Annotated in this window: 20 protein-coding genes; 6 read left to right on the forward strand and 14 right to left on the reverse strand. The window is 71.6% G+C overall.

The annotated features are described in order from the left end of the window. Positions 1 to 149 precede the first annotated feature (149 nt). Entirely contained in the window at positions 150 to 1,439 is a 1,290-nt protein-coding gene (locus MF672_RS48960; RefSeq protein ID WP_242383561.1) for a DivIVA domain-containing protein, read from the forward strand. Between the two features lie 164 nt (positions 1,440 to 1,603). Beyond that, positions 1,604 to 2,782 carry an AI-2E family transporter gene (locus MF672_RS48965; RefSeq protein ID WP_242383562.1) on the forward strand — a complete coding sequence of 393 codons (1,179 nt, stop codon included), beginning with the start codon at positions 1,604 to 1,606 and terminating at the stop codon, positions 2,780 to 2,782. Between the two features lie 31 nt (positions 2,783 to 2,813). Here MF672_RS48965 and MF672_RS48970 read toward each other — a convergent pair whose 3' ends face one another. From MF672_RS48970 to MF672_RS48995, 6 genes are all read right to left on the reverse strand, one after another. Then, positions 2,814 to 3,557 carry an alpha/beta fold hydrolase gene (locus MF672_RS48970; RefSeq protein WP_308210683.1) on the reverse strand — a complete coding sequence of 248 codons (744 nt, stop codon included), beginning with the start codon at positions 3,555 to 3,557 and terminating at the stop codon, positions 2,814 to 2,816. Positions 3,558 to 3,687: 130 nt separating this feature from the next. Further along, the gene (locus tag MF672_RS48975; RefSeq protein ID WP_242383564.1) at positions 3,688 to 4,446 is read right to left on the reverse strand and encodes an SDR family NAD(P)-dependent oxidoreductase; all 759 of its coding nucleotides are present in this window, start codon (positions 4,444 to 4,446) and stop codon (positions 3,688 to 3,690) included. Positions 4,447 to 4,595: 149 nt separating this feature from the next. Next, the gene (locus MF672_RS48980) at positions 4,596 to 10,916 is read right to left on the reverse strand and encodes an RHS repeat-associated core domain-containing protein (RefSeq protein ID WP_247815810.1); all 6,321 of its coding nucleotides are present in this window, start codon (positions 10,914 to 10,916) and stop codon (positions 4,596 to 4,598) included. 135 nt (positions 10,917 to 11,051) lie between these two features. Next, entirely contained in the window at positions 11,052 to 14,315 is a 3,264-nt protein-coding gene (locus tag MF672_RS48985; RefSeq protein WP_242379374.1) for a LamG-like jellyroll fold domain-containing protein, read from the reverse strand. A 203-nt stretch (positions 14,316 to 14,518) separates the two neighbouring features. Continuing rightward, positions 14,519 to 15,223 carry an alpha/beta hydrolase gene (locus MF672_RS48990; RefSeq protein WP_242379376.1) on the reverse strand — a complete coding sequence of 235 codons (705 nt, stop codon included), beginning with the start codon at positions 15,221 to 15,223 and terminating at the stop codon, positions 14,519 to 14,521. Positions 15,224 to 15,235: 12 nt separating this feature from the next. Further along, entirely contained in the window at positions 15,236 to 15,526 is a 291-nt protein-coding gene (locus tag MF672_RS48995; protein ID WP_242379377.1) for an Rv1322 family protein, read from the reverse strand. Between the two features lie 68 nt (positions 15,527 to 15,594). Between MF672_RS48995 and nucS the strand changes: the two genes are divergently transcribed. From nucS to MF672_RS49010, 3 genes are all read left to right on the forward strand, one after another. Next, a complete protein-coding gene (gene nucS / locus MF672_RS49000; RefSeq protein WP_242379378.1) occupies positions 15,595 to 16,257 on the forward strand; it encodes an endonuclease NucS in 663 nt (220 codons plus the stop codon). A gap of 81 nt (positions 16,258 to 16,338) precedes the next feature. Further along, positions 16,339 to 17,808, forward strand: coding sequence for an aldehyde dehydrogenase family protein (locus MF672_RS49005; RefSeq protein ID WP_242379379.1), 1,470 nt, complete (start codon positions 16,339 to 16,341; stop codon positions 17,806 to 17,808). 144 nt (positions 17,809 to 17,952) lie between these two features. Beyond that, a complete protein-coding gene (locus MF672_RS49010; RefSeq protein ID WP_242379382.1) occupies positions 17,953 to 18,504 on the forward strand; it encodes a TetR/AcrR family transcriptional regulator in 552 nt (183 codons plus the stop codon). Between the two features lie 166 nt (positions 18,505 to 18,670). On the opposite strand, the gene MF672_RS49015 is transcribed toward MF672_RS49010, so the two are convergent. The 4 genes from MF672_RS49015 to MF672_RS49030 form a co-directional block, all read right to left on the reverse strand. Continuing rightward, positions 18,671 to 18,988, reverse strand: a complete 318-nt coding sequence (locus MF672_RS49015) for an STAS domain-containing protein (protein WP_242379384.1) — start codon at positions 18,986 to 18,988, stop codon at positions 18,671 to 18,673. A gap of 78 nt (positions 18,989 to 19,066) precedes the next feature. Next, entirely contained in the window at positions 19,067 to 20,242 is a 1,176-nt protein-coding gene (locus MF672_RS49020) for a sensor histidine kinase (protein ID WP_242379387.1), read from the reverse strand. Further along, entirely contained in the window at positions 20,243 to 21,352 is a 1,110-nt protein-coding gene (locus tag MF672_RS49025; RefSeq protein ID WP_242379388.1) for an ABC transporter permease, read from the reverse strand. Beyond that, positions 21,349 to 22,245: an ABC transporter ATP-binding protein gene (locus tag MF672_RS49030; protein WP_242379389.1), complete on the reverse strand. Its 897-nt coding sequence runs from the start codon at positions 22,243 to 22,245 to the stop codon at positions 21,349 to 21,351. Before MF672_RS49030 ends, MF672_RS49025 begins: the two co-directional genes overlap by 4 nt. A gap of 127 nt (positions 22,246 to 22,372) precedes the next feature. Here MF672_RS49030 and MF672_RS49035 point away from each other — a divergent pair, with 127 nt between their 5' ends. After that, positions 22,373 to 22,969, forward strand: coding sequence for a cob(I)yrinic acid a,c-diamide adenosyltransferase (locus tag MF672_RS49035; protein ID WP_242379390.1), 597 nt, complete (start codon positions 22,373 to 22,375; stop codon positions 22,967 to 22,969). Between the two features lie 40 nt (positions 22,970 to 23,009). Here the strand turns inward: MF672_RS49035 and MF672_RS49040 are convergent, their stop codons facing one another. The 4 genes from MF672_RS49040 to MF672_RS49055 form a co-directional block, all read right to left on the reverse strand. Next, on the reverse strand, positions 23,010 to 23,363 hold the full coding sequence (locus MF672_RS49040) for a DUF2550 domain-containing protein (RefSeq protein WP_242379391.1): 354 nt from the start codon (positions 23,361 to 23,363) through the stop codon (positions 23,010 to 23,012). A gap of 47 nt (positions 23,364 to 23,410) precedes the next feature. Continuing rightward, positions 23,411 to 23,812, reverse strand: coding sequence for a F0F1 ATP synthase subunit epsilon (locus MF672_RS49045; protein ID WP_138666580.1), 402 nt, complete (start codon positions 23,810 to 23,812; stop codon positions 23,411 to 23,413). Between the two features lie 62 nt (positions 23,813 to 23,874). After that, positions 23,875 to 25,323: a F0F1 ATP synthase subunit beta gene (gene atpD, locus MF672_RS49050; protein WP_242379398.1), complete on the reverse strand. Its 1,449-nt coding sequence runs from the start codon at positions 25,321 to 25,323 to the stop codon at positions 23,875 to 23,877. Between the two features lies 1 nt (position 25,324). After that, complete coding sequence (locus MF672_RS49055) at positions 25,325 to 26,227, reverse strand: F0F1 ATP synthase subunit gamma (RefSeq protein WP_242379400.1); 903 nt, start codon at positions 26,225 to 26,227, stop codon at positions 25,325 to 25,327. Between the last annotated feature and the right edge of the window lie 2 nt (positions 26,228 to 26,229).

Raw genomic sequence — 26,229 nt, forward strand, 5'->3', positions numbered from 1 at the left:
GACGGGGCTTCGCAGGCGGCACCGGCGGAGTACGCTGGACCTCCCGACCGGACAGGGAGCCTGCCGTGAGGCACAGGCTCCCGGCTCGGATGCCCCGAACCCCCCGTCCGGCACCTGTAGCCGTCTCGACAACCCAGGATCGAGCCTCCATGCAGTCCGACATCGACGCCCAGCTCAACAACTTCTTCGAGGACGCACCCGCACGCGAGTTCGATGTGGTGCTTCGTGGTTACGACCGGCATCAGGTCCACGATCACCTCAAGCAGCTCGACCAGGAGCTACGCCAGGCGCGCGAGCAGATCACCGGCCTGCAGCGCGATCTGTCCGACTCCCAGCGCCAGCTGCAGGAGCAGGAGCGCCCGACCTACTCCGGTCTCGGCGCCCGCATCGAGCAGTTGCTGCGCCTCGCCGAGGAGCAGGCCACCGAGCTCGTCCAGGCCGCCAGGTCCGAGGCCAACGAGATCAAGGCCGCCGCCAAGGTCGAGGCCGCCGACCTGCGCGCCGCCGCCGAGGCCGAGGCCGCCGAGAAGCGCGCCCAGGCCACCCGCGAGAGCGACGAGATGCGCACGGCCGCCGAGCGCGACGCCGAGGAGATCCGGGGCACCGCCCGCCGCGAGGCCGACGAGCTGACCAACACCACCGAGCGCGAGGTCGCCAAGCTGCGCGCCACGGCCGACCACGAGGTGGCCGAGAAGCGCGCCGACGCCGAGCGCGAGATCGCCAAGCTCCGCACCACCACCGAGCGCGAGGTGGCCCAGCTGCGTGCCTCGACCAAGCGTGAGCGCGACGAGGTGCTGACCACCGCCAAGCGGCAGGCCGACGAGATGCGCGCCCAGGCGCAGCGGGTGCTGGAGGAGTCGGAGGCCAAGCGGGCGCAGGACGAGGCGGAGTTCGAGATCCAGCTCGCCTCGCGCCGCGAGGAGGCCGAGCGCCAGGAGGCCGAGCGGCACGCCACCGCCCAGGCCGCCACGCAGAAGCTGGTCGCCGAGGCCGAGCAGCGCGCCGCCACCGCCGAGTCGCGGGCCACGAAGGCGACCCAGCAGGCCGAGCAGACCCGCCGCGAGGCCGACCTGCACGCCAAGCAGCTCGTCGCCAACGCCCGCAAGAGCTCCGAGTCGATCGTGGCCGAGGCGAAGTCGAGCGCCGAGACCATCGTCACCGAGGCGAAGAACGAGGCCGAGCGCACCCGCACCGCGATGCAGCGCCAGGTCGACGAGCTGACCCGCCAGCGCGACAGCATCACCAGCCACCTCGCGCAGCTCCGCCAGCTCCTCGGCGGCGCCGCGCTGCCGGGCATGGACCCCGAGCCCGCGGTCACCGCGGCCCCGCCGAAGCCCGCGATCCCGGCGCCCGCGCCCGTGGCCGAGGCGCCGCCCACGACGCCCGCGCCCAAGGTCGAGGCCAAGAGCGACGACGACGCGGAGTGGTGGCAGGAGTAAGCGGCACAGAAGTGACGGCAGGGGTGTCCGGCACGGGGGCCGATTGACGGCTGGGCTGATTGACGGCTGGAGAGAGCCTGGCGATCGAGGAGATCGCTAGGCTCTCTCTGTGTTTCCGGCCCGATCTGGGGGGACCGGCCCGATCTGGGAGGAGTTGCTCGCCGTTGTCCGCGAATGCCGAGACCGATGTCGAGGATGCCGCCGGAGCCGCAGCCGAAGCCGAGGCCAAGGCCGAGGCCGGAGCCGAGGCCACCGGAGCCGAAGCTGAGGCCACCGGAGCCGACGCCACCGAGCGGCAGCCGTACGGGCTGCCCGGCAAGCCGCTCGCCCGCGGCCCGTTCCTGTTCGGGCTGGTCGGCGGCCTGGGGGTGCTGACGGCGATCGCGATCGCGCAGATGGTCGTCAACTCGCTGAGCACGATCATCCTCGTCGTGGTGGCGATGTTCCTGGCCGTCGGGCTCAACCCGGCCGTGGAGGCGTTGCAGCGGCGCGGCCTGGCCAGGCGCGCGGCGATCACGATCGTGTTCGCCGGGGTGATCGTGACGTTCGCGCTGTTCGGGCTGGCGGTCGTGCCGCCGGTGGGCAAGGAGCTGGCCGACTTCGTCGCCGCCGTGCCGGGCTACCTCGACGAGCTGAGCAGCCATCCGACGCTGAAGCAGCTCGACGCCGACTACCAGATCCTGCCGCAGCTCGCGCAGTTCGTGACGACCACGCTCGGCCCCTCGCTCGCCACCGGCATCATGGGGGCGAGCCTGGTGGTGCTGGACGGCGTGTTCACCACGGTGACGCTGCTGGTGCTCATGCTGTACTTCCTCGGCTCGCTGCACACGATCAAGGCGTACCTGCTCAAGCTGGTGCCGGCCTCGCGCCGGGCGCGCACGGGCGCGATCAGCGAGGAGATCCTGGCCGGGATCGGCGGCTACGTCGCCGGCAACGTGCTCATCTCGGTCATCGCGGGCGTGCTGACCTGGATCTTCCTGTCGGTCGCGGGCGTCAAGTACGCGCTCGCGCTCGCCCTGGTCGTCGCGCTGACGGACCTGATCCCGCTGGTGGGCGCCACGATCGGGGCGGTGGTGGTGACGGCCGTGGCGCTGCTGCAGTCGGTGCCGGCCGGCATCGCCTGCGCGGTCTTCTTCCTCGTCTACCAGCAGGTGGAGAACTACCTCATCTATCCGCGGGTGATGAAGCGCTCGGTGGACGTGACGCCGGCCGTCACCGTGATCGCCGCGCTGTTCGGCGGCGCGTTGCTGGGCATCGTGGGCGCGCTGCTGGCGATCCCGGTGGCCGCGGCCATCGCGCTGATCATCCGCGAGGTCGTCATCCCGCGGCAGGCGCGGGCCTGAGCGTCAGAAGGGGGCGACGGCGCCGAGCTCGTCAGGAGCGGGCGACGCCGAGCTCGGCGTGCAGGAACTCCGACACGGCCGCGTTGAACGCCTCGGGCTGCTCGACCGCGCTGAGGTGACCCGCCTTGGGGATGACCTCCAGCCGGCCGCCGGGGGCCGCCTCCGCCATGGCCTTGGCCTCGGCGGGCGGCGTCAGCTCGTCCTCCTCGCCCACGACGACCAGCAGGGGGACCTTCAGCGCGGCGAGCGTGTCGGAGGAGTCGGGGCGCGCGGCCATGGCGCGCTGCGCCCAGGCGACCGCGCCCGGCGGCGCGGACTGCACGAGCCCCTTGACCCGGCCGAACACCATGGCGCGCCGCTCCTTGGTGGTGGGCCCGATGAGCGCCGGCAGCACCTCGCTGACCAGCACGTCGCTGCCCTCGGACAACACGGCCTGCGCGATGCGCTCCCGGTTGGCGCGCGCCGGGGCCGGGTCGGGGACGGCCTTGGTGTCGGCGAGGACCGCGCCGAGCAGCCGGTCGGGGTGCCTGCGGCAGAACGCCAGCGTGACGTAGCCGCCCATGGACAGCCCGCCCACCACGGCCCGGTCGACGCCCTCGTCGTCGAGCAGCCTGGCGACGTCGTCGGCCATGAGGTCGAGCGACGGCTCGTCGTCGCCCAGCCGGGAGCCGCCGAAGCCGCGCAGGTCGGGCGTGATGACCCGGCAGACCTTCCTCAGCCCTTCCCGCTGGGCCAGCCACATGGCCGACGACAGCGGGAACGCGTGAAGCAGCACAACCGGGAGCCCGGTCCCGGACGATCTCGTGTAGAGCTGCACGGCCCCCACGGTAACGCGGTTCACGCTCTTGAGCACACGATGTCGCATGCCGATATGCCGCAAAGCGTACGACCGCTTCGGTAACGCCTCAGATCGCGGTGGCGCCGCCGTCCACGAAGAGCACCTGCCCGGTCATGTACGCCGACGCCTCGCTCGCCAGGAAGATCGCCGGCTGGGCCATCTCCTCGACGGTGCCCCAGCGCCGCATGGGCACGGCGGCGACCGTGGCCGCGCCGCCGCTCTCGTCGTCCCAGAGGTTGCGGTTGAGCTCGGTGGCCGTCCAGCCGGGGCACAGGGCGTTGACCCGGACGCCGGCCGCCGCCCACTCCACGGCCAGCGTCTTGGTGAGCGCGACCACCCCGGCCTTGGCGGCGGCGTACGGGGCCAGGAAGGGCGCGCCGAGGGCCGCCACCGAGGCCACGTTGATCACCGACCCGCTCCCCCGCTCCAGCAGGTGCGGCGCGACCGCGTGGCAGACGGCCATGGCCGAGTCGAGGTTGAGCCGCATGATCTTGTCCCAGCCGGACAGCCGCAGGTCCTTGAACTCGACCATGAAGTTGGAGCCGCCCGCGTTGTTGACGACGATGTCGAGGTGGCCTAGCCCGTCGACGGCGGCGGCCACGGCCCCGGCGGCGGCCTCGCGGTCGGTGAGGTCGGCGGGCAGCACCACGGCCCGGCGGCCCAGGGCCTCGATCTCCTTGGCGACCTCGGCGAGCGTCTCCGCCGACCGGGACACCAGCGCCACGTCCGCGCCGGCCGCGGCGTAGGCGAGCGCGACCGCCCGTCCGATGCCCTTCGACGCCCCCGTGACCAGGGCCTGCTTGCCGCTCAGATCGAACGCGCCCAACGCCGCCTCCTCCATGCCGTGCCCCGACAGACCGAACCGAACAAGATTCTACGGAGGCCGGCCCCGGGTACGCCACCGGCGCGGGACCTCGTGAGTCCCGCGCCGGGTGCGCCCTGGTGAGGCTCTATCGTCCGGTCATCATCGTCCGGTCATCCGCCGAGGCCGAAGCCGTCGATGATGTCGGCGATGCTGTCCATCAGCTTGTCGGTGCGGTTGAAGAGCTGCGTCTGCAGGCCCCTCTTGTTCGGTTCGAGCTCGATCTTCTCGGGCTTGAAGATCTGCTTCTCGCCCTGGCCCGACCCGCCGCCGTTCGGCAGGTTGGACGGCGGCCGGCCCTCGGGGTACAGCCGGCCGTTGCCGTACACGCTGTACGACTGCGTCGGCTGCGTGGTCCCGTCGTTCCGGTAGACCTGGCTCGGTCTCGGCTGCGCCGGCTGCCTGCTCGCCCGCGGCGGCGAGTGCCGCTGCGCCGCGCGATGGCTCGTCGGACGCCGCGCCGGGGTGGACCGGGCCCGCTGGATGCCCCGCGGGACGCGGCCGCGGTAGTGGTTGCGCTTGCGGGCCGCCAGAGCCAGCCGCCGCTTGGCCGCCGCCTCCCTGGCCGCCTTGCGCGCCGCCCGGCGGGCCGCGAGCGCCGCCCGCCGCTTGGCCGCGGCCTCGCGCGCCCGCTCCGCCTTCTCCCGCGCCTTCTTCCTGGCCGCGGCGAGCCGCTTGCGCTTGGCCTCGGCCGCGGCCCGCTTCTTGGCCGCCTCACGGGCCCGCTTCTTGGCCTCCTCGGCGGCCCGCTTCCTGGCCTCGGCCAGCGCGCGCTTGCGCGCCGCCTCCCTGGCCCGCCTGATGGCCGCCCGCCGCAGGGCCGCCGCGGCCGCCCGCTGCGCCGCCCGCTTGGCGAGGTAGCGGGCGCCGATCCGCACGCCCACCGCGACCACGATCCACACCCACTGCCCGTCGGGGTCGCTCATCGTGACGGGGCTGTTGTTGGCGTAGGCGTAGGCGTTGAGCTGCTGCGGGTCCACGTCGTCGATGACCGGGTCCACCGACAGGAAGCGGCCGAGCTTGGGGTCGTACTCGCGGGCGCCCAGGTGCACCAGCCCGGTCGTGGCGTCCTTGGTGCCGCCGACGAACCCGCGCTGGCCCGGCCACCAGGGTGGCGGCGAGCCCCGGTCCTCGCCGAACGGCGTCGTCCGCCGCACCGCCAGCTCGCCCGTCGCGGCGTTCACCGCGGCCTGCGCCGTGCCCTGGTGGTCGTTGACCAGGAAGAACACCTGGTTGTCCGGGGTGCGGACGGCGATCGGCTCGTCGTTGATCGTGTAGTAGCGGGTCTGCTCGACCGTGTCCTTGCCGTAGTCGAAGCGCAGCTCCATGTCGTCGATGTAGAGGGTGGCGTCGGTCGGCGTCTTGCGGATCAGCCGGTCGCCCTCGGCGTCGTAGATGAACGACGTCGTCTTGCCCGCCTCCGTCACCGACTCCAGGTTGCCCTCGGCGTCCCAGACCAGGCTCTGGTCGGCGGTGCCGATCTTGCGCCTGGTGGTGTTGCCCGCGGCGTCGTACTCGAACAGGTCGGCGCCGACGCTCTGCAGCGCGTGCGGCTGCTTGCCGCCGGCCTGCGGGTAGGTGTACGTGCGCGAGGTCTCGCCCGCGCCGCCCCAGGCGTGCCTGGTCTCCTTGATCCGGTTGCCGGTGGAGTCGTAGCCGTAGCTGACCGCGTACGGGGCCACGCCGCCGATCGTGCCGGACTGCGGGGAGCCGGACGCGCAGTCGTCCGTGGCCGTCCACGCCGAGGTCAGCCGGCGCAGGTGGTCGTAGGTGAAGCACTGCGTGTCCTGACCGCCGGCCTCGGCGATCTTGGTGATGTTGCCGACCGCGTCGTAGCTGTAGCCCAGGTCGAGGTCGGTCTTCGCGGCGCCCTCACGGTCGAGCCGGAAGCTGGTCAGCCGCCGGGTGGACTCGTCGTGGTTGTAGGTGAGCCACGCCTTCTTGGTGCCGGAGCCGCCCAGCTCGTACTGCAGGGTCTCGCCCAGCTTGGAGTAGCGGGTGGCGTTGACGTACGTCGTCAGGCCGGTGACCTTGACCGGCTGCGCGAGCCCGTCGTAGCCGTAGACGACCTGCTCCTCGGGCAGCCCGCCGACGCCGGGGAAGCTGACCGACTGCACCTGGTCGTCGGCCGTGTAGCGGGTGTTGAGCACATACGAGCCGGCCAGCTTGCCCTCGCGCTCGGGGATGGTGACCGTCTCGCGCAGCGGGCGGTAGTCGACGTCGATGGCGTTGATCTCGGCCTTGTACGCCTGCCCGCCCACGTACCGGATGCTGGCGTTCATGTGGCCCTTGGCCAGCGCGTCGTACTTCCACTCGGCCAGCAGCGGGCCGGTGGCCGAGCCCTCGCGCATCTCCTTCTTGCGGCCCAGCTCGTCGTAGACGTAGTACAACGTCTTGCCGCGCGAGTCGGTCGTGGAGACCAGCTCGTCGGCGTCGTTGTACGTCATGGTCGTGACGCCCTTGTCGGGGTCCTCGGTCTTGATCTCCCGGCCGCGCATGTCGTAGTGGTGGCGCCACACGTTGCCCGCGGAGTCGGTCACCGTGGACAGGCGGCCGGCGTAGTCGTAGGTGTACTTGGTGGACTCGTACTCGCCGGTCGGGGTCTGGCCCTTGTACTGGCGCAGCTCGATCAGCCGGTCCTCGGAGTCGCCGATGCGGGTGGTCGCGGTGCCTCCCGGCGGCGGCGTGATGTGGATCCGGTCGCCCTCGTTGACGACCGACACCCGGTACTTCTCCACGCCCTTCGCCTTGAGGATCTGGGCGCTGGCCTCGCCGGTGCCGTCGAACGTCGTCACCACCTGGTTCGGCACCGCCGCGTCGGTGACGCCGAGCAGGTCGGTGGAGGGGGTGCCGGTGGCGAAGTAGCCGGTGTTCGACTTGTACTGCTCGCCCTGCGAGTTGTAGAAGGTGTCGGTGACCGTGCGGCCGTCGCGCAGGGCGGGGTCCTGCGTCTGGTCGTCCCTGGGCGCGGGCTCCTGGGTCTGGCGCTCGCGCATCAGGCCGTCGTACAGCTCGTAGCTGGTGGTGTAGCCGCCGTCGTCGCGCAGCGTCTTGGTGACGACGTAGCTCGGCCCGTCCGAGCGCATCACGTAGGAGTACTCGGTGTTGGGCGTCTGCTGGGCCGCCTTGCTGCGGTCGGCCTGCCACACCTTGACCAGGCGGCCGAGCGCGTCGTGCTCCATCTCCACGCGCCGGTTGTTCGCGTCCACCTCGGCGACGGGCTCGCCCCAGGCCGGCTCGACGTACGTGCGCTCGACGTGGCCCAGGTTGTTGGTCTCGGCGATCTCGGTGGCGAGGACGCCGGTGGCCGGGGTGTAGGCGGTCGTGGACTTGGTGCCGACGGTGTCGGTCTCGCTGGTCTCGCGGCCGTAGATGTCGTAGGTGTGCGTGGTGTCGGTGATCGTGGCGCCGTCGCCGCCGACGACGACCTGGACCGAGGTCACGTCGCCCTTGCTGGGCGCCTGGCCGTTGGCCTTGCCGTCGTACTGGATCTTCTCGTCGGAGATGAGGTCGCCCGCCGCCAGCGTGGACACGCCCGTGGAGCAGGGGGCGGCCACCTTCTGGACGCGGCTGGTGTAGTCGAGCATCCAGCTCGTGTCGTTGCGGGCGTAGGTGTAGCGGGTGCACTGGTCGTCGTCGGCGGTGGACAGGTCGCCCTTGTCCTCCACCGACAGCAGCATGCCCTTCTCGTCGAACGAGCGCTGCTCGCCGGTGCGCCGCCACTTGCCGCCGGCGACCGCCTTGCGGGTGGTCATCGACTGGGCCTCGACCACGTACGCGCTCTTCGTGACGCCGCCCTGCGTGGACTCGGCGGTCTTGACCGACCACGGCTGCTCGACGGTGGCGCTCAGCAGCGTGCCGCCGTCGCCGTCGTAGAGGACCTCCTCGCGTTCGAAGCCGGCGTACTGGTCGAGGTCGTCGACCTTGCCGCCCTCGGTGTCCTCCACCTGCGCGACGCGCTTGGAGCCGTCGGCCTGCTTGTCGCCGTGCAGGCCGCGGAAGTAGCGGAACTCGGTGAGCGTGCGCTTGGTGTCCTGGCCGTCGCCCTCGCGCACCCGGACCCGGCCGAAGCCGCGCCAGTCCGCCCACGTGCGGTGCTCCGGCTTGACCAGGATGTTGTCGGCGTAGTGCCAGCCGGCGCCGTCGAGGTACTCGTAGGAGGTGACGGCGGGGGTGCCGCCGCCGACCCGGTCCACCTCCATGGTCTGGGCGACCACGTACTTGTGGAACCAGTCGGTGACCTCGGTCTCGTCCGGCGGGGCCCAGCGCTGCGGGAAGCAGAGCTTGCTGTTCTTGTCGGCCGCGGGCAGCTCGCCGGGCTTGCACTCGGCGGCCTTGTAGTTGACCCGCACCTCGCCGCCGGTGCCGTTGTCCACCGCCTGCACCCGCCACTTGACCAGCGGCGCGCGGCCTTCGTTCGCGTCCACCCGGTTGGGCAGCTGCACGCCGACGAAGGTGGTCCTCGGCAGCGACAACGTGCCGCCCACGTGCCCGGTCTGCTGGATCGAGGCGAGCCAGAGCGACGGGCTGAGGCCGTCACCGGTCGCCGGGAACTGGTGGGTGAGCGTCCAGGAGTCCACCGGCGTGTACTGGCCGGCGGTGGTGAGGATCTGCGTGGTGACCTTGGTCAGCCGCTTGCGGCTGAAGAACGTCGGCGTCAGCCGGTCGACGCACTTCACGCCCGCGTCGCAGATCTGGTCGAACGGCACGTCCGGCCAGCTCGCCGCGGTCTCCTTCTTGAGCTGGTCGGCGGCGCAGGTGACGGTGCCGCTCGGCAGGCAGCGCTCTGCCACCTCGAAGACGATCCGGGCGGCGGGCTGCTTGGTGAACAGCTCGCCCGACAGGTAGCCGTAGTCGACCCGGCTCAGGTAGGCGTGCCGGTCGTAGCCGGTGCCGAGCTCGGGCTTGCCGTTGCGGCCGTAGTAGTTCTTCTCCTGGACGTACCAGTACGTGGTGGCGTTGCCGTGCGGGTCGACCGCGTAGTCCAGGTTCCACCGGTAGGCCTGCTGGCACCAGGCGTTCGCCGGGGTGCTGTTGTAGCAGGGCTCGCCGCTGTTGTTGCCGAACACCGGCACGGTCTGCACCGACTTGGTCTCGGCCTTGCCGCTGGCCCAGCCGGGCAGGCGGTTGAGGCCGAAGGTGTACTGGGTGCCGTCCTGCGTGGTGACCCGCCAGTACTCGCCGTTGTTGTCGCCGTTGACGGCGCCGGTGAGGTACTCGATGCGGATGCCGTCGTCGCGCTTGGGCCGCCACTGCTTGGTGGTGGCGTCCTTGACCAGCTCCACCGCCGAGTCGCCGAGCGTCAGGACCGCGTTGTCCTGGTCCCAGCACAGGTCGCCGGTCTTCTTGCCGTCGATCATGCAGGACTTGTAGCGGCGCTCGATGAACCCGCCCGGGTTGAGCTCGAAGCCCTCGCCCACCCAGGACGGCTGGTTGTTGGTGGAGACGGTGCGGCCGTCCACGCTCTGCGAGGAGTAGGCGAGCGACACCTCGGGCTCGTCGCCGCCCAGCGCGGGCGGGACGCGCAGGTCGTAGCCCCAGTTGAAGTCGCCGGACTGCGCGCCCACGCTCCACTGGGCGGACGGGCCGAGCGAGGTGGCCGAGTGGTCGCCGGAGGAGCCGGAGGCGGCGGCGGTGACCGCGTACAGGCCGGCCGTCGCGACCTCGGCCGTCAGCGTGCCGTCCTTGGCGTTGTTCTCGCTCTTGACCGGCTCGGGCCGCGGGCAGTCGTCAGCGCCGGTGAGCGCGCACTCCTCCAGCTTGACCACGCGCAGGCGGGCGCCGTAGTCGCCGCCGTAGGCGTAGCGGAAGCCGGAGTAGTCGATCTGGAGGCGGGTCGGGCCCGCCGCCTTCGCTGTCGCGGCGCCCGCGCCGGAGCCCGGCGAGACGCGCATGGCCAGGCCGAGGCGGCCGGACCTGGCGGCGTCCAGCAGCTCGACCTTGACCGGCGTCGCCGCGGCCGCCTTGGCCGCGGCGCCCTTGGCGGGCGGGGCCAGCTTCACCGGGAAGTCGGCGGCGGCGAGGGTGCTCGCCGTGGCGCCGCTGCCGCCGCTGCCGCTGCTGTCGCCGCTGTCGCCGCCCAGCTCGACGGTCTGCGGCTTGGGCCACTTCACGCCCGGCGGGGCCTTCCACGCCTGCTCGGTGACCGGGTTCTGCAGCGGCGGCAGGACCGGGACCTTGCCGCCCTTGACCGGGGTCTCCTTCTGCGTCTCCGGAGCGGTGCGGGGGGCCGCCTCGGCGGGCATGGCGTAGGCCGCCGGGGCGATCAGCAGGACGGACAGGACGGTGGCCAGCCGGCGGGGCCAGGGGGACTCCGGCTTGGGCTGGACGAAGCGGTTCCAGAAGGGGTCGGCGGTCTCGTCGTCGGGTCCGGTGGGGTCTGGCGGTCGGTTCCACCGGGATTCGGGCAGCTCTAACTCATCTGGCAGGTCCATGAACCTCTCCCAGTCGGGGGTGCTGCTCTTTTCGAGGGGGGGACTACTGGGCGAAAGGAGTGCTGCTCTTTTCGAGGGGGGACTACTGGGCGAAAGGGGTGCTGCTCTTGGTGAGAGGAGGCGACAGGGGACGGGCTATTGGGCGGCTAGTTGGGCGATCTGTTCCGCGTTGAGCACGCCGTCGTAGGTGCGGACGTCGTCCACCGTGCCCGGCCAGTAACCGGTCAGGACGCCCCCGGCCTTGGTCCGGCCCAGCTGCACCGGGCCGGTGGCGTTCCACTTGCTGGTGTGGGCGGCGACCGTCGTGGCCGACAGCCGGCCGTTGACGTAGATGCGGATCTGGCCGGCCAGCGGGTCGTACACGCCGGCCACGTGCGCCCACTCCAGGGGGTTGGCGAGGGAGTCGGAGCGGGTGCGCACGAGCGTCGCGGTGTCGGTGTCGTCGGCGGCCATCCCGAACACCCAGCGCTGCTGCGCGGTGTCGTAGCCGAGCTGGAACCCGGCCGCCCGGCTGCCGGTCTGCGCCACCGCCGAGACGTCCTTCGCCGGCAGGTAGTCGAGCTGCGTCCACAGGGCGACCGTGAAGCCGTTGGCGGTCGAGACGGCGGGCTTGCTCGTCTGGGCGGCGCCGGTGACGCCGTCGAGCGCGAGCGCGCCGTCCAGCCAGCCGGAGGTCCAGGTGGCGGCGCCGGCCAGGGTGGCGGGCGTGGCCCGGCCGGAGGAGTCGGCGGCGGTGGTGCCCGTCTCCTCGTCCAGCGTCCAGTGCCCGACCAGCGTCGAGGCGCTGTTGATCAGGTCGGCGATCTCGTCGGCGAACATCGCCCGGCCGTAGACCCGCACGTCGTCCACGTCGCCGGGCCAGAACTCGGCCGCCGCCCCGGCGGCCTTGCCGCGGCCGACGGTGAGCGGGCCGGTGGCGTTCCACGGCTGGCCGAAGGCGACCGAGGACTCCAGGCGGCCGTTGACGTAGAGCGAGAGCTGCCCGGTCGCCGTGTCGTGGACGCCGGTCAGGTGGGTCCACTCGTTCAGGCGGGGCGCGGCGGCCGACAGGGCCCGGGTGACCGCGGCGCCGTCGGCGTCGGCGGCGGTGCGGGTGAACGCCCAGCGGTCGTCGGACTTGGAGTACTGCAGGGCGAACGCGCCGGTCCTGCCGCCCTCCTGGGTGACCACGGTGGCGGTGCCCGCGTTGGAGGTCAGGCGGGCCCAGGCGGAGACGGTGAGGTTGCGGGTGGTGTCGGCGACCGGGCCGGCGGTCTGGGCGTAGGCGTTGGCCAGCTTCAGCGCCGAGCCGGTGCGGCCGCTGGTCCACGCGGCCCCGTACAGGGTGGCCGGGTGGGCGTTCGCGGCGTCGCCGGCCGTGCCGCCCTGGCCCTCGTCCAGCGGCCAGTGGCCGGCCGGGGCGCTGCCGGGATTGACGTTGAAGACGTACGTGCGGATCGGGCCGAGCTGTCCCGCGCGGTCCTTGCTGCGCACCGCCAGCACGTTGGGGCCGTCGTGGCGCGGGGTGAGCCGGATCGTGGCGCTGCCGTCCGCGCCGGGCGCGACCGCGGTGGCCGGGTTGGTGTCGAGGCCGTACAGGTAGGAGGCCACGTCGGTGACGCCGTTCGGGGCGAAGGTGAACGTGCCGGCCAGGCCGAGGCCGTCGCTCCAGGTGTCCTCGGGGTACTGCGGGGAGCTCACCTCGGGCTCGCGGCCGGGCGCGGTGGCGTCGACCGTGGCCTCACACCAGGGGCTCCAGGCGCTGGTGGCCTTGCCGTCCTCGCCGCGCACCCGCCAGCGGACCAGCGCGCCGTCGGCGTACAGGGTCGCCGGGACCGTCGCGGAGAAGGCGATGCCGGAGGAGCCGGTGGCGGTGACGTACTCGCCGGTCTTGACGCCGTCGGCGTTGTACCACTCGAAGCGGCCCTTGACCGAGTTGTCGGCGTCCTTGAGCTTGGCCCACAGCTTCGGGGTGGCGGTGCTGATCACCGGCCGGTCGTCGCCGGAGACGCACGGGCCGCCCGGGTCCGACCAGACGTCGGCGGCGACCGGGTCGGCCGGGATGGAGTTGTACTCGATGACCGCGGTCGGGTTGTTCTTGAACTTCTTCCACGCGTACACGTCGGTCTCGCTGGTGGCGCGCAAGCCGACGGTCATCGAGTTCCACTTCTTGGCGGCGGCGTCGGCGGCCCAGGAGGTGATGTCGAACTCGACGCCGCCGGGCATGCACGAGGTGCCCCAGCCCTTGGCCACGTTCACCGTGCTCAGCAGCCTGGTCCAGGTCGGCTGCTTGTTCCAGGTGGTGCTGGAGCTGATCGCGCCGGTGCCCCACGCCTCGACCTTACGGGCGCTGCACGAGTACGACCACGTCTCGTACGTCCGGAGCGTCGCCTTGATGATTTGCTTGCCGTGGATGGTCGAGCCGGTCGCCATCTGGAAGAACGAGCGGTTCTTCTGCGACTCGACGTGGCCCACCCGGGCGACGTCGCTGGAGTTGAGGTAGTTGGAGTTGGGCCAGTTGCTCCAGACCGCGGTCCAGGAGCCGCGGGCGGCCGAGAAGTACGGGTCGAGGTAGACGGGGAAGCGCGTCCCCGGGTCCGTCATCATCGCGCGGTCGGGCTTGAGCCGCAGGTCGCGGCCCTTCAGCGTGACGCCCATCGTGGCCTCGCGGGCCTCCGGCGAGCGTCCTTCCTTGAGGGCCCGGGGGCTGGTCATGCCCTGGGAGTCCCACATCTTCGGCGTGGGGGCGAGGAACAGGTCGCCGCCCGCCTCGTCCACGGCCCGCAGGTTGCCGGCGGCGTCGGTCTTCACCGACAGGCCCTCGGCGGCCAGCGGGTAGCTCAGCTCGGTGAGTGCGGCGGCCGCGGCCCGCGTCTTGACCACGAGCAGGTGGGAGAAGCCGTCCACGTCGGCGGTGACCTGGAGGTCGACGCCGGGCATGACCTCGGCGTAGGTCGCGGTGTCGCCGTTCAGCGTGGGCTTGGGCAGGGCGCCCGTCCAGCCCAGCTCCATGGACTTGCCGCCGCGCGCCAGGCGGGCCAGCGGGCCGCTGCCGCCGCCGGAGAAGGTGACGTCCACCGCGGCGGCGACCGGCTCGACCGCGCCGTCCGGGCGCAGGCGGAGCGTGGTGTCCACCGGCACCCAGCGGCCGTCCCTGCGGACCTGGATCGGGCGGACGTGCTGCTCCAGGACGAACGTGCCGTCGGGCTTGGCGAAGACCTGGCGGGTCTCGCCGCGCAGCGACTCGATCTCGACGGTCCGGTTCTCGCGCCTGGCCAGCAGCGACGCCTGCCGTTCGGCGCTCGCCCGGCCGGCTTGGCCGGCCTGCTCCGGCGGCGTCGCGGCATGCGCCGCCGGAGGGGTCTCGGCCACGGCGGCCGGCGCCGGGGTCAGCGCCGTCACCGCCATCGGAAACGCCATCGCCGCCGCACTCAGTAAACGTACGACCCGCATCTGTCCTCGCCCATGCTGAGCAGGTGTTACGCACGGAACGGAGGCCGTCCGGCGTCTCCACGATCTTCGGTTGACGTCCGGATTCTCACCTTGTGTCAGCGCACAGGTCCAGAGTTCTGCTCATTCTGCTCAAAAAACTTTCAGAGCCGACAGAAATGTGCAAATTATCGTCATACCTCGGTCGGCAGCGGGTATGCCTCCGGGTTCACCCGTTTGACGATCTCGTCCAGCGCGATCCGCACGTACGGCTCCCCCACCCACAGGTGCTTGGCCCCGTCGACGCCGACGACCTCGGCCTGCGGCACCCGGGCGAAGCGCCGGCGCGCCTCCTCCGGCCGCAGGTAGTCGTCGAACTCCGGCACCAGCGCGGTCAGCGGCCGGCCGAAGGACGCCCACGCGTCGAGATCGGCGTCGGTGGCCCTGTGCAGCGGCGGCGAGAGCAGGACCGCGCCCTCCACCAGCGGGTCGTGCGCCCACTTGAGCGCCAGCTCGGTGCCGAACGACCAGCCGACCACCCACACGTGCGGCAGGTCGTGGAACTCGGCGTACTCGAGCGCGGCCGCCACGTCGAAGCGCTCGCCCTCGCCCCCGTCGAACGCCCCCTCGGAGGTGCCGCGCTCCGACGACGTGCCGCGGGTGTTGAAGCGCAGCACCGCGAGGCCGGCGAGGGCGGGCAGCCGGTTGGCGGCCTTCTTGTAGACGTGGCTGTCCATGAACCCGCCGTGGGTCGGCAGCGGGTGCAGGGTCACCAGCGTCGCGACCGGGGGGCGGTCGAGCGGCTGGGCCAGCTCGCCGACCAGGGTCAGGCCGTCGGCCGTGTGCAGCTCGATCGGCTCCCGCCGGGCCGGCAGCACGGTCGCCGCGCGAATCTCCACCAATGGTTCCCTTCAGTAACGGCTGCGGCCGGGGCCGCGGTCGAGCCTCTTGCGCCAGCAGGGCTGGTGCCAGTGCCGGCGTTCCTCGTCGCCGCCGGACCAGGCGGGCCAGGCCACCAGGTGCGGCTGGCCGCGGCGGATCTCCTGGTCGCACCCGGGGCAGCGGTAGTCCTTGGTCGAGGAGGCGCCGGTGAGCAGCCGGACCTTCCACTCGCCGTCCGGCCACTCCTCCACCTTGTCCAGGCCGGTCGGGAAGCCGAAAGGGCGGGAGGACTCCTTGCGGCGGGCCCGTCGCGGGCTCATCCCGTGCTGCCTCCAGACCCTTGGAACACCATGCGTCCAGTTTTCCAGAGCCGATAAGGTGGGTCGTCATGCGGCTGGTCATCGCGCGATGCAGCGTGGATTACGTAGGAAGGCTCACGGCGCACCTGCCGATGGCCCCGAGGCTCGTGCTCATCAAGGCGGACGGCAGCGTGAGCATCCACGCCGACGACCGCGCGTTCAAGCCGCTCAACTGGATGAACCCGCCGTGCAAGCTCAAGGAGGACGGCGAGACCTGGACGGTCACCCACGGCAAGACCGGCGAGAAGCTGGTCCTGACGATGGCCGAGATCCTCCACGACTCCAGCCACGAGCTGGGCGTCGACCCCGGGCTGATCAAGGACGGCGTGGAGGCCCACCTCCAGGAGCTGCTCGCCGAGCACATCTCGACGCTGGGCGAGGGCTACTCCCTGATCCGGCGCGAGTACATGACGGCCATCGGGCCGGTCGACATCCTGTGCCGCGACGGGATGGGCGCGACGGTGGCGGTGGAGATCAAGCGCCGCGGCGAGATCGACGGCGTCGAGCAGCTCACCCGCTACCTGGAGCTGCTCAACCGCGACCCGCTGCTGGCCCCGGTCCGCGGCGTCTTCGCCGCGCAGGAGATCAAGCCGCAGGCGCGCGTGCTCGCCACCGACCGCGGCATCGACTGCGTCACCCTCGACTACGACGCCCTGCGCGGCATCGAGCCGGAGAACCCCACGCTTTTCTGATCCTTCACCCGGTGCCCCCGGCCCCCGCGTGAGCGCGCGCCCGGCCTAGTAAGCGGTGGCTTACCGGTTTATCGTGACGCCATGACCACGACCTTCGATTCGCTCAACCCGGCCACCGGCGAGGTGGTCGGCAGTCACCCCAAACAGGGCCCCGAAGCCGTGCGCGCGGCCGTCGGGCGGGCCGACGAGGCCGCCGCCTGGTGGGCCGGGCTGGGGCACGCCGAGCGGCGCCGCCGCCTGCTCGACTACAAGGCGGTCATCACCCGCGACCTGCGCGGGCTGGCCCGGCTGGTGCACGAGGAGACGGGCAAGCCGGTCGGCGACGCCACGCTGGAGATCGTGCTGGCGATCACCCATGTCGACTGGGCCGCCCGCAACGCCCAGAAGGTGCTGGGCCGCCGCCGGGTGGCGACCGGCATGATCGGGCTCAACCTATCCGCGACGCTCGAGTACCTGCCGCTCGGCGTGGTGGGCGTCATCGGGCCGTGGAACTACCCGGTGTTCACCCCCATGGGGTCGATCGCGTACGCGCTGGCCGCCGGCAACGCCGTGGTGTTCAAGCCGAGCGAGTTCACCCCCGGCGTCGGGGTGCGGCTGGCGGAGCTGTTCGCCGAGGCGGTGCCCGAGCAGCCGGTGTTCCAGGCGGTGACCGGGCTCGGCGAGACGGGGGCGGCGCTGGCCGCCGACCCGCGCGTGCGCAAGATCGCCTTCACCGGCTCGACCGCCACCGCCAAGCGCGTCATGGCCGCCTGCGCCGAGAACCTCACGCCGATCGTCGCCGAGTGCGGCGGCAAGGACGCCTTCATCGTGGACGCCGACGCCGACCTCCGCGCCGCCGCCGACGCCTGCCTGTGGGGCGCGATGTCCAACGCCGGGCAGACGTGCGTGGGCGTCGAGCGGGTCTACGTCGTGGACGCGGTCTATGAAAGTTTCATGCGCGAGCTGTCGGAGCGGGCGGCCGGCGTGCGGGCCGGCGAGGACTACGGGCCGATCACCATGCCCGGCCAGGTCGAGGTGATCAAGCGGCACATCGACGACGCGGCCAAGGCGGGCCGGGTCGTCACCGGCGGCCCCGGCGCGGTGCGCCCGCCGTTCGTCGACCCGGTCATCGTCGAGGACGTGCCCGAAGACTCCCCCGCCGTGCGCGAGGAGACCTTCGGCCCGACGATCACCGTCCGCCGCACCCGCGACGCGCAGGAGGCGCTGGAGCTGGCCAACGCGTCGGCGTACGGGCTGGGTGGCACCATCTTCTCGCGCGACGCGCGCCGGGCGAGCGAGCTGGCCCGGCTCATGCGGTCCGGCATGACGGCGATCAACTCGGTCATCTCGTTCGCCGGGGTGCCGGCCCTGCCGTTCGGCGGCGTCGGCGACTCAGGCTTCGGACGCATCCACGGCGCGGACGGCCTGCGCGAGTTCGCCAGGCCGAAGGCCATCTCGCGGCAGCGTTTCGCGATGCCGGGGATGAACCTGACATCGTTCTCACGCGGCCCCGACGAGCTTGAGCGGCTGATCAGGCTTGTCACGTTCTTGCACGGGCGACGTAAAAGATAATCTTCTTGCCCTTTCCCTTAACGGATCATCCGTCCATAATTGTGTGCTCTGGGGGCCACGATCATGTTGGACGGGTGGATTGTGAACCGGTCTTACCGGGGAATGTCGGCTGAGCAAAGGCTGGCGGACAGACGGGAGCGGCTGATGACAGCCGCGTACACGCTATACGCGAAGCCGGGTTTCGCGGCGACGACCATCGAAAGGTTGTGCTCGGAGGCGCGGATCTCCAACCGCGCCTTCTACGAATGTTTCGGTGGCCGCGAGGAGCTGCTTCAGGCGCTGCACGAGCGCTGCGTGGAGGAAAGCCTCGGCGTCGTGTCCAAAGCGTTACAGGATGCGCCTAACACCCTTGATGGACGGGTCAAGGCAGGCATTCGTGCCTATATCGAGTTCGCCACGGCCGACTGGCGCCGGGCGCGCATCATGCACGTTGAGGTGCGCAGATCAGGAGATGTCCTGACAATGTCGCGCCAGCGGGCCGTGGATGCCTTCGCCCGGATCATCCAAGACGCCTCCTCCGATTTCCCGCAGGAGCCGCACCTGAATCGGCGCTTGCTGGCACTCGGCGTCATTGGGGCGTTACAGGAGTTGCTCATCGAATGGCTGCTGTCGGAGACGCAGCCGGAGATCGACGAACTCGTGGCGGCCGCCGTGCACATCTTCATGAGGAGTCTCGGCGGCCCGGCGACGGCCTGAAGCAAGTGCGACACCTCGTCCATCTGACGATAAATCAGCATTCGCCGCGCTATTCCATGGCATACGCGGCGGATGCGCGCCGGCCGTAATCTAGATTTTGTCTAAGTCGGGAAAGAGCGGGCGGCGGCTCATCGCCGCCCGTCCCGATAAGCCCTCAGGCCGCGCATCAGGCCACAGCGGCCGCCGGGACCTCCACGTGCAGCACCCGGTTCAGCCGGGTCACCGCGAGGATCCGCATGATCCGCGGGGGCACCCCCCGGAGGACGAGGCGGCGCTCGGCGTCCATCGCCCGCCGATGCGCGCCCACGAGCACGCCGAGACCCGTCGCGTCGATCATCTCCAGCTCGGCGAGATCGAGGATCAGGTCGCCCGCACCGGCGTCGATGGCCTCGTGCAGCCGCTCGCGCACTCCCGCCGACGTGCCGGCGTCGAGCCTGGCCCCGATCCGCACCACCTGGGCTCTCGGATTGCCTCGGACGCGCATGCCACCTCCTCAGTCACGCGCACAGCCGGTCGTGCCTCTGCGCGGTCACGCGCGAGACGGACCTCCTGCATGTCACCTCTACCCAGGTATGGGCAGTGACACGACAGCTTTGAGCAGGAACTCTCCCTCCTCCACCGGACGGGCCTCCACCGTGCCCCCCACCGCGGCCAGCCGCTCCGCCATGCCGGTGAGGCCGCTGCCCAGCCCGTCGGCCTCCTCGGCGGGGGCCTGCCGCCGGGCCACGCCGTCGTTGCGGACGGCGAGCTCCGCCTGCTCGGCGGTGAAGCGGATGGTGATGTCGCAGAACGTCGCCGTGCTGTGCTTCAGCACGTTGGTGACCGCCTCGCGCACCGCGTAGGCGAAGACGGGCGCCAGCCCGCCGGGCAGCTCGCGATAGGGCAGGCGCGTCACGCAGCGGACCCCGGCCGCTTCGAGCACTCCCTTCACGCTATCCAGCTCCGCCGTCAAGTCAAGTTCGCGATAGCCGCGCACGGTCGCGCGCAGCTCGCGGAGGGCCCGCCGGGTGAGCGTGTTGATCTCGGCCAGCTCGGCCCTGGCCGCCGCCGGGTCGGCGTCGGACAGCCGCCCGGCCAGCTCGGTCTTGACCGCGATCGCGGAGAGCTGGTGGCCCACCAGGTCGTGCAGGTCGCGGGCCACGCGCAGCCGCTCCTCGGCCAGCGCCAGCCGGGTGTGCGCCTCGCGGCCCTCGTGCGCCCGCACGGCCAGTTCCCAGATCCACACCCACAACCGGCCGGACGGCGGCAGCGTCACCGCCCAGACGGCGTGGACCCCGCCGTAGAAGAGCGCGGCCTCGGCCGGGCTCAGGTCGGTGGCGCCGATGCCGGTCGCCACCCCCAGCACGCCCGTGCCGACGGCGACCGCCCAGGCCCCCGCCGACTGGAGGACCGCCGTGCGCTTGGTGACCCGCAGCGTGGCGACGTACAGCCAGGCCATGATGAGGAAGCCCCAGCCGAAGGGGTCGCCCCCGCCCGCGAACGCCCCGAGCACCGCGAGGACCGCGCTCGCGGCCACCTCGCGGCGGGCGTAGCGGCCGTCCATCACGGCGGCGATCGCCCGCCAGGCGAGCCAGGTGAAGCCCACCGCGGCGACCAGCGCGGGCGCGGCGCGCCACCACGGGAGCCGCTCCTGGCCGAGCAGGACCACGCTGCCCAGCACGAGGAGCGCCCACGACAGGACCAGGCCGCCGACGAGCGTGATCCAGGTGATGCGCCGCGCCCGCTGGATCTCGTCCATCTAGCGGGCGCGCAACACTTCGCCGAGCCGCAGCCGGGCCCCGGTGCGCAGCACCGCCCGCCGGTAGACGCGGGCGCCGAAGGACAGCACCGCGAGCACGGCCAGCACCATGGCCGCCATCGACGCGCCCACCTGCCACAGCGGCACCTCGGTCGCCGCCATCCGCACCGGCATGACCATGGAGGAGAACGGCGGCACGTACGACACGACCGTGGCCAGCGTGCCGGTCGGGTCGGTGGTGGCGTAGAAGGCCACGAAGTAGGTCACCATGATGGTCATGGTCAGCGGCGTCATCACCGTGTTGACCTCCTCCTGGCGTGAGACCAGCGAGGCGAACGAGGCCGACAGCGTCGCGAAGAAGGCGTACCCCAGCACGAACCACACCAGGACGCCGGCCACCAGCCCCCCGATGCCGGGCGGGAAGTCGGCGGCGAGGCCCGAGACCCCCGCCGCGGCCAGGCCGACGGCCAGGATCACCACCAGGTTGATCAGGCCGATCAGCCCCAGCCCGACGATCTTCCCGGCGAGGAGCTGCCACGGCCGCAGCGTGGAGAGCAGGATCTCCACGATCCGGCTGCCCTTCTCCTCGACCACGCCCATCGCGACCATCATGACCTGCCCCATGAGCAGCATGAACAGCACCAGCACGAGCACCACGGCGATCCCGGTGCGGGCCGACTCGTAGCGCGCGTCGGCGCCCACGGACTCCACCCGCAGCGGCGGGATCGACACCCCTGCCGCGCCCAGCCGCACCTCGCGGTTGACGCTCTGCAGCAGCACGCCGAGCTGCTCGTCGAGCTGCCCGTGGCTGAGCACCCTGGTCCCGTCCACCAGGGCGGCGTCCACGTCGCCGGCCACCACCGCCTGCCGGGCCGCGGCCTCGTCGGGGAACGAGCGCCACTCGAACTTCGCCTCGGGGGCCGCCGCCTCCAGCGGCAGCCGCTGGCTGTTGACGGTGCCGACCGTGTAGGAGTCGGGGCCGTCCATGAGCTTGGGCGCGAACGAGACCGCCGCCACCAGGATCGCCGTCACCAGCAGGCCGATGACGAACCCCTTCGTGCGGATCTGCGTCATGACCTCTCTGCGGGCCACCAGCATCACGCCGTTCACGCCACGGCCTCCTTGAAGATCTCGGTGAGAGTGGGCTGCTCGGCGCCGAAGTGCTCGACCCGGCCGGCCTTGAGCGCGCGGCGCAGGATCTCCTGGTCGTCGCCGCCCGAGGTGCGCAGGATGTGCCGGTCGCCCTGGACGGTGACCGTGCCGGGCAGGCCGTCCGCCCAGCCGGGGGCCGGGTCGCGCACCACCACGCGGAGTGTGTCGGACTCGGCCGCGCGCAGCTCGGCCACGGTGCCGGAGGCGACCATCCGCCCGGCCGCGACGATGCCGACCGAGTCGCACAGCCGCTCGACCAGGTCGAGCTGGTGACTGGAGAAGATCACCGGCACCCCGCCGCGGCAGCGTTCCTGGAGGGCGGCGGCGAGGGCGTCCACGGCGATCGGGTCCAGGCCGGAGAACGGCTCGTCCAGCACCAGCACCTCGGGGTCGTGCACCAGCGCGACCGCTAGCTGCACGCGCTGCTGGTTGCCCAGCGACAGCGCCTGTACCTGGTCGTTCCTGCGCTCGGCCACGCCCAGCCGCTCCATCAGCTCCTCGGTGGCCTTGCGGGCGGCGGGGGCGCTCAGCCCGTGCAGCCGGCCGAAGTACTCGATCTGCTCGCCGGCCCGCATCTTCTGGTAGAGCCCGCGCTCCTCCGGCATGTAGCCGAAGCGGCGGCGCGCGTCGTAGCCGAGCGGCCGGCCCTGCCAGCTCACCGACCCCGAGTCGGCCTCCAGCACGCCCATGACGATGCGCATGGTGGTCGTCTTGCCGGCGCCGTTCGCGCCCACGAAACCGAACATCTCCCCGGGCCGCACGCTGAACCCGACGCCGTCCAGCGCGACCTTCCCGCCGGGGGCGCCGGGGCCGCCCGCGAAGCGCTTGCGCAGCTCGCTGATCTCCAGCATCAGGTCCTCTCCTTCGTCATGCGTCCATAGTGGCCTTCGTCCCGTACGCCCAGGTAGTCGCGGAAATCACCGGCCCGGCATGCGTCCCGCGTCCGATCGGGATGACTTTTGTCATTACGCTGGCCCCATGACGCGCGCCGACAAGGACAAGGACAAGCCGGTCGTCCTCTCCCGCATCTACACCCGGGCCGGCGACGACGGCACCACGCGGCTGAGCGACATGAGCCGGGCCGCCAAGACCGATCCGCGCCTGGCCGCCTACGCCGACGTCGAGGAGGCCAACGCCCACCTGGGGCTCGCCCTGTCGTTCGGCACGTTCCCCGGCGAGCTGGCCGAGGCGCTGGTCCGCGTCCAGAACGAGCTGTTCGACGTCGGGGCCGACCTGGCCACGCCCGTCACCGACGACCCGGAGTTCCCGCCGCTGCGGGTGGAGCAGTCCTACATCGACCGGCTGGAAGCCGAGTGCGACCGCTTCAACGAGGGCCTGAAGCCCCTGCGCAGCTTCATCCTGCCGGGCGGCGACCCCGCCACGGCCGCGCTGCACGTGGCCCGCGTCACCGTCCGCCGCGCCGAGCGCACCACGTGGGCGGCGCTGGAGACGCACGACGACATGAACGCGCTGACCGCGAAATACCTCAACCGCCTGTCGGACCTGCTGTTCATCGCCTGCCGCGTGGCGCACGCCGGCGAGGAGATCCTGTGGCGGCCGGGGGGCACCCGCTGAGCGCCGTCCCCGCGACGCTCAGGCACCCGCTGCGCCGCGCTCAGGCCACGTCGAGGTAGGCGCTGGGCGGCGCCGACTCCAGCCACGCCAGGAAGCCCGTGAGCGCGTCGGCGCTCATCGCCAGCGAGACGCCGCGGGTGCTGCCGCTGCAGTCGACCGCGTAGAGCCCGTCGCCGAGCTCGCGGCGGGCGGAAACGACGAGGCCGCGCCTCGCGATCGCGTGGCGCGGCCTCAGCCGGACGTCCAGGAGCGGGATCCAGTGGAGTTCCCCGTCGGCGTAACGGGCGACCCCGCTGCGCCAGCGCCGGTCACCGACCCGCAACCGGCAGGGCACGCTGCCGCGCGAGCGCATGAGCATGACCGCGCGCAGCACCACGAGGGCGGCGAGCAACACTACGAGTACCGATACCGTCGCCCACATGCCGCCCCCCTGTAGCTGTGTTATACCTCTTCGCCCGCCGCGCGGAGCCGGGCCCTGGCCCGCTTGGCCTCGATCGCCGCGTCGGCGTCCTCCTGGTTGGCCTCGATCGAGGCCTGAGCCCGGTCGAGAGCGTCACGGGCAGCCGCGACGTCGACCTCCGACCCGAGCTCGGCGACCTCGGCGAGCACGGACACCTCATTGTCGGCCACGGAGATGAACCCACCGTGAACGGCCGCCACGAGGTCGCCCTCGCCCTCCCGCTTGACGCGCAGCACGCCGCCCTCGACGAGGACGCCGAGCACAGGTGCGTGTTGCGGCATAATACCGATCTCGCCGTCCACGGTCTTGGCAATCACCATGTCGGCCTCGCCCGACCAGATCTCACGCTCGGGTGAGACAACCCCTACGCGTAGCTTCGCCACGATGCAGGTTCCTTTCCGATCAGGTAGTGGCGCGGTGGATCCGCGCCACTACCGTGGGGCGATTAGCGACGCTCGAGTTCCTTGGCCTTGGCCACGGCCTGCTCGATGCCGCCGACCATGAAGAACGCCTGCTCGGGCAGGTGGTCGTACTCACCGGCGCACAGGCCCTTGAACGAGGCGATGGTCTCGTCGAGCGGCACGGTCTCGCCCGGCTGGCCGGTGAAGGCCTCGGCCGCGTACATCGGGTGCGACAGGAAGCGCTCGATGCGGCGGGCCCGCTGGACGGTGACCTTGTCCTCCTCCGACAGCTCGTCGATGCCGAGGATCGCGATGATGTCCTGGAGCTCGCGGTACTTCTGCAGGATCCGCTTGGTCTCCTGGGCCACCCGGTAGTGCTCCTCGCCCACGATCTGCGGGTCGAGGATCCGGGAGGAGGAGTCGAGCGGGTCCACCGCGGGGTAGATGCCCTTCTCCGAGATCGGCCGCGAGAGCACGGTCTGCGCGTCGAGGTGCGCGAAGGCGTTGTGCGGGGCCGGGTCGGTGATGTCGTCCGCGGGCACGTAGATCGCCTGCATGGAGGTGATCGAGTGACCGCGGGTCGAGGTGATGCGCTCCTGGAGCACGCCCATCTCGTCGGCCAGCGTGGGCTGGTAACCCACGGCCGACGGCATGCGGCCGAGCAGGGTGGAGACCTCGGAGCCGGCCTGCGTGAAGCGGAAGATGTTGTCGATGAACAGCAGCACGTCCTGCTTCTGCACGTCGCGGAAGTACTCCGCCATCGTCAGCGCCGACAGCGCGACCCGCAGCCGGGTGCCCGGGGGCTCGTCCATCTGGCCGAAGACGAGCGCGGTGTCCTTGAGGACGTCCGCCTCCTCCATCTCCAGCCAGAGGTCGTTGCCCTCACGGGTGCGCTCGCCCACGCCGGCGAAGCACGAGGTGCCGCCGAAGTTGCGGGCGACGCGGCGGATCATCTCCTGGATGAGCACCGTCTTGCCCACGCCGGCGCCGCCGAACAGGCCGATCTTGCCGCCCTGCACGTACGGGGTCAGCAGGTCGATGACCTTGATGCCGGTGACCAGCAGCTCGGTGCGGGACTCCAGCTGGTCGAAGGCCGGGGCCGGGCGGTGGATGCCCCACCGCTCCTCGATCTTCAGCGACGCGGTCGGGACGTCCAGCGTCTCGCCCAGCGCGTTCCACACGTGGCCCTTGACGACGTCGCCGACGGGCACCGAGATCGGCGCGCCGGTGTCGCGGACCGCCTGGCCGCGGACCAGGCCGTCGGTGGGCTGCATGGAGATCGCGCGGACCAGGTTGTCGCCCAGGTGCTGGGCGACCTCCAGGGTCAGCGTCTTGGTCTCGCCGCCGAGGGTGACCTCGACCTTGAGCGCGTTATAGATGTCGGGCATCGCGTCGACGGGGAACTCCACGTCGACGACGGCGCCGGTGACGCGTGCCACGCGGCCGGTGCCGGCCGCGGGGGCTTCTACAGTTTCAACAGCCTCTGCAGTCATTTCACTCTTTCCCCGCTGCGGCGTCAGCGAGCGCGTTGGCCCCACCGACGATCTCGCTGATTTCCTGGGTGATCTCGGCCTGGCGAGCCTGGTTCATCTGCTGGGTGAGCACCCGCATCAGCTCGTTGGCGTTGTCGGTCGCCGACTTCATGGCGCGCCGCCGCGCGGCCTCCTCGGAGGCCGCCGACTGCAGCAGCGCGGTGAAGATCCGGGACTCCACGTAGCGCGGGAGCAGCGTCTCCAGCACGTCGCCGGCGGTCGGCTCGAACTCGAAGTACGGCGGAATCTGGGTGGACTCCGACGCCTCGGTCTCCTCGACCTCCAGCGGCAGGACGCGCTTGACCACGACGTTCTGGGTCAGCATCGAGACGAACTCGGTCGAGACGATGTGGATCTCGTCGATCCCGTTCTCGTCCTTGAACGACTCGATGAGGACGCCCGCGATCTCCTTGGCGTCGGCGTAGGCCGGCTTCCTGGAGAAGCCGACCCACTCGCCGCCCATGTCGCGGCCGCGGAAGGAGTGCCAGGTGACACCCTTGCGCCCGGTGACGAACGGCGTGACCTCCAGGCCGCGGCTCTCCAGCAGCCCGCGCAGGGCCTCGGCCTCGCGCAGCACGTTGGCGTTGAAGCCGCCGCAGAACCCGCTGTCACTGGTGACGATGAGGACGCCCGCCTTGGCGGGGTTCTCCTTCGCCACGGTCAGCGGATGGTCGACGCTGGCCGCGTTGCTGACGACGCCGGTGACCGCGCGGGTGATCTCCCGCTCGTACGGCAGCGCCGCCTGCATCCGCTGCTGCGCCTTCACGATCCGTGAAGAGGCGATGAGCTCCTGGGCGCGCGTGATCTTGGCGGTCGACTTGACCGAGTTGATCCGCCGCCGCAGCAGCCTTAGCTGGGCTCCCATCG

The organism is Actinomadura luzonensis, assembly GCF_022664455.2.
Classification (GTDB): domain Bacteria; phylum Actinomycetota; class Actinomycetes; order Streptosporangiales; family Streptosporangiaceae; genus Nonomuraea; species Nonomuraea luzonensis.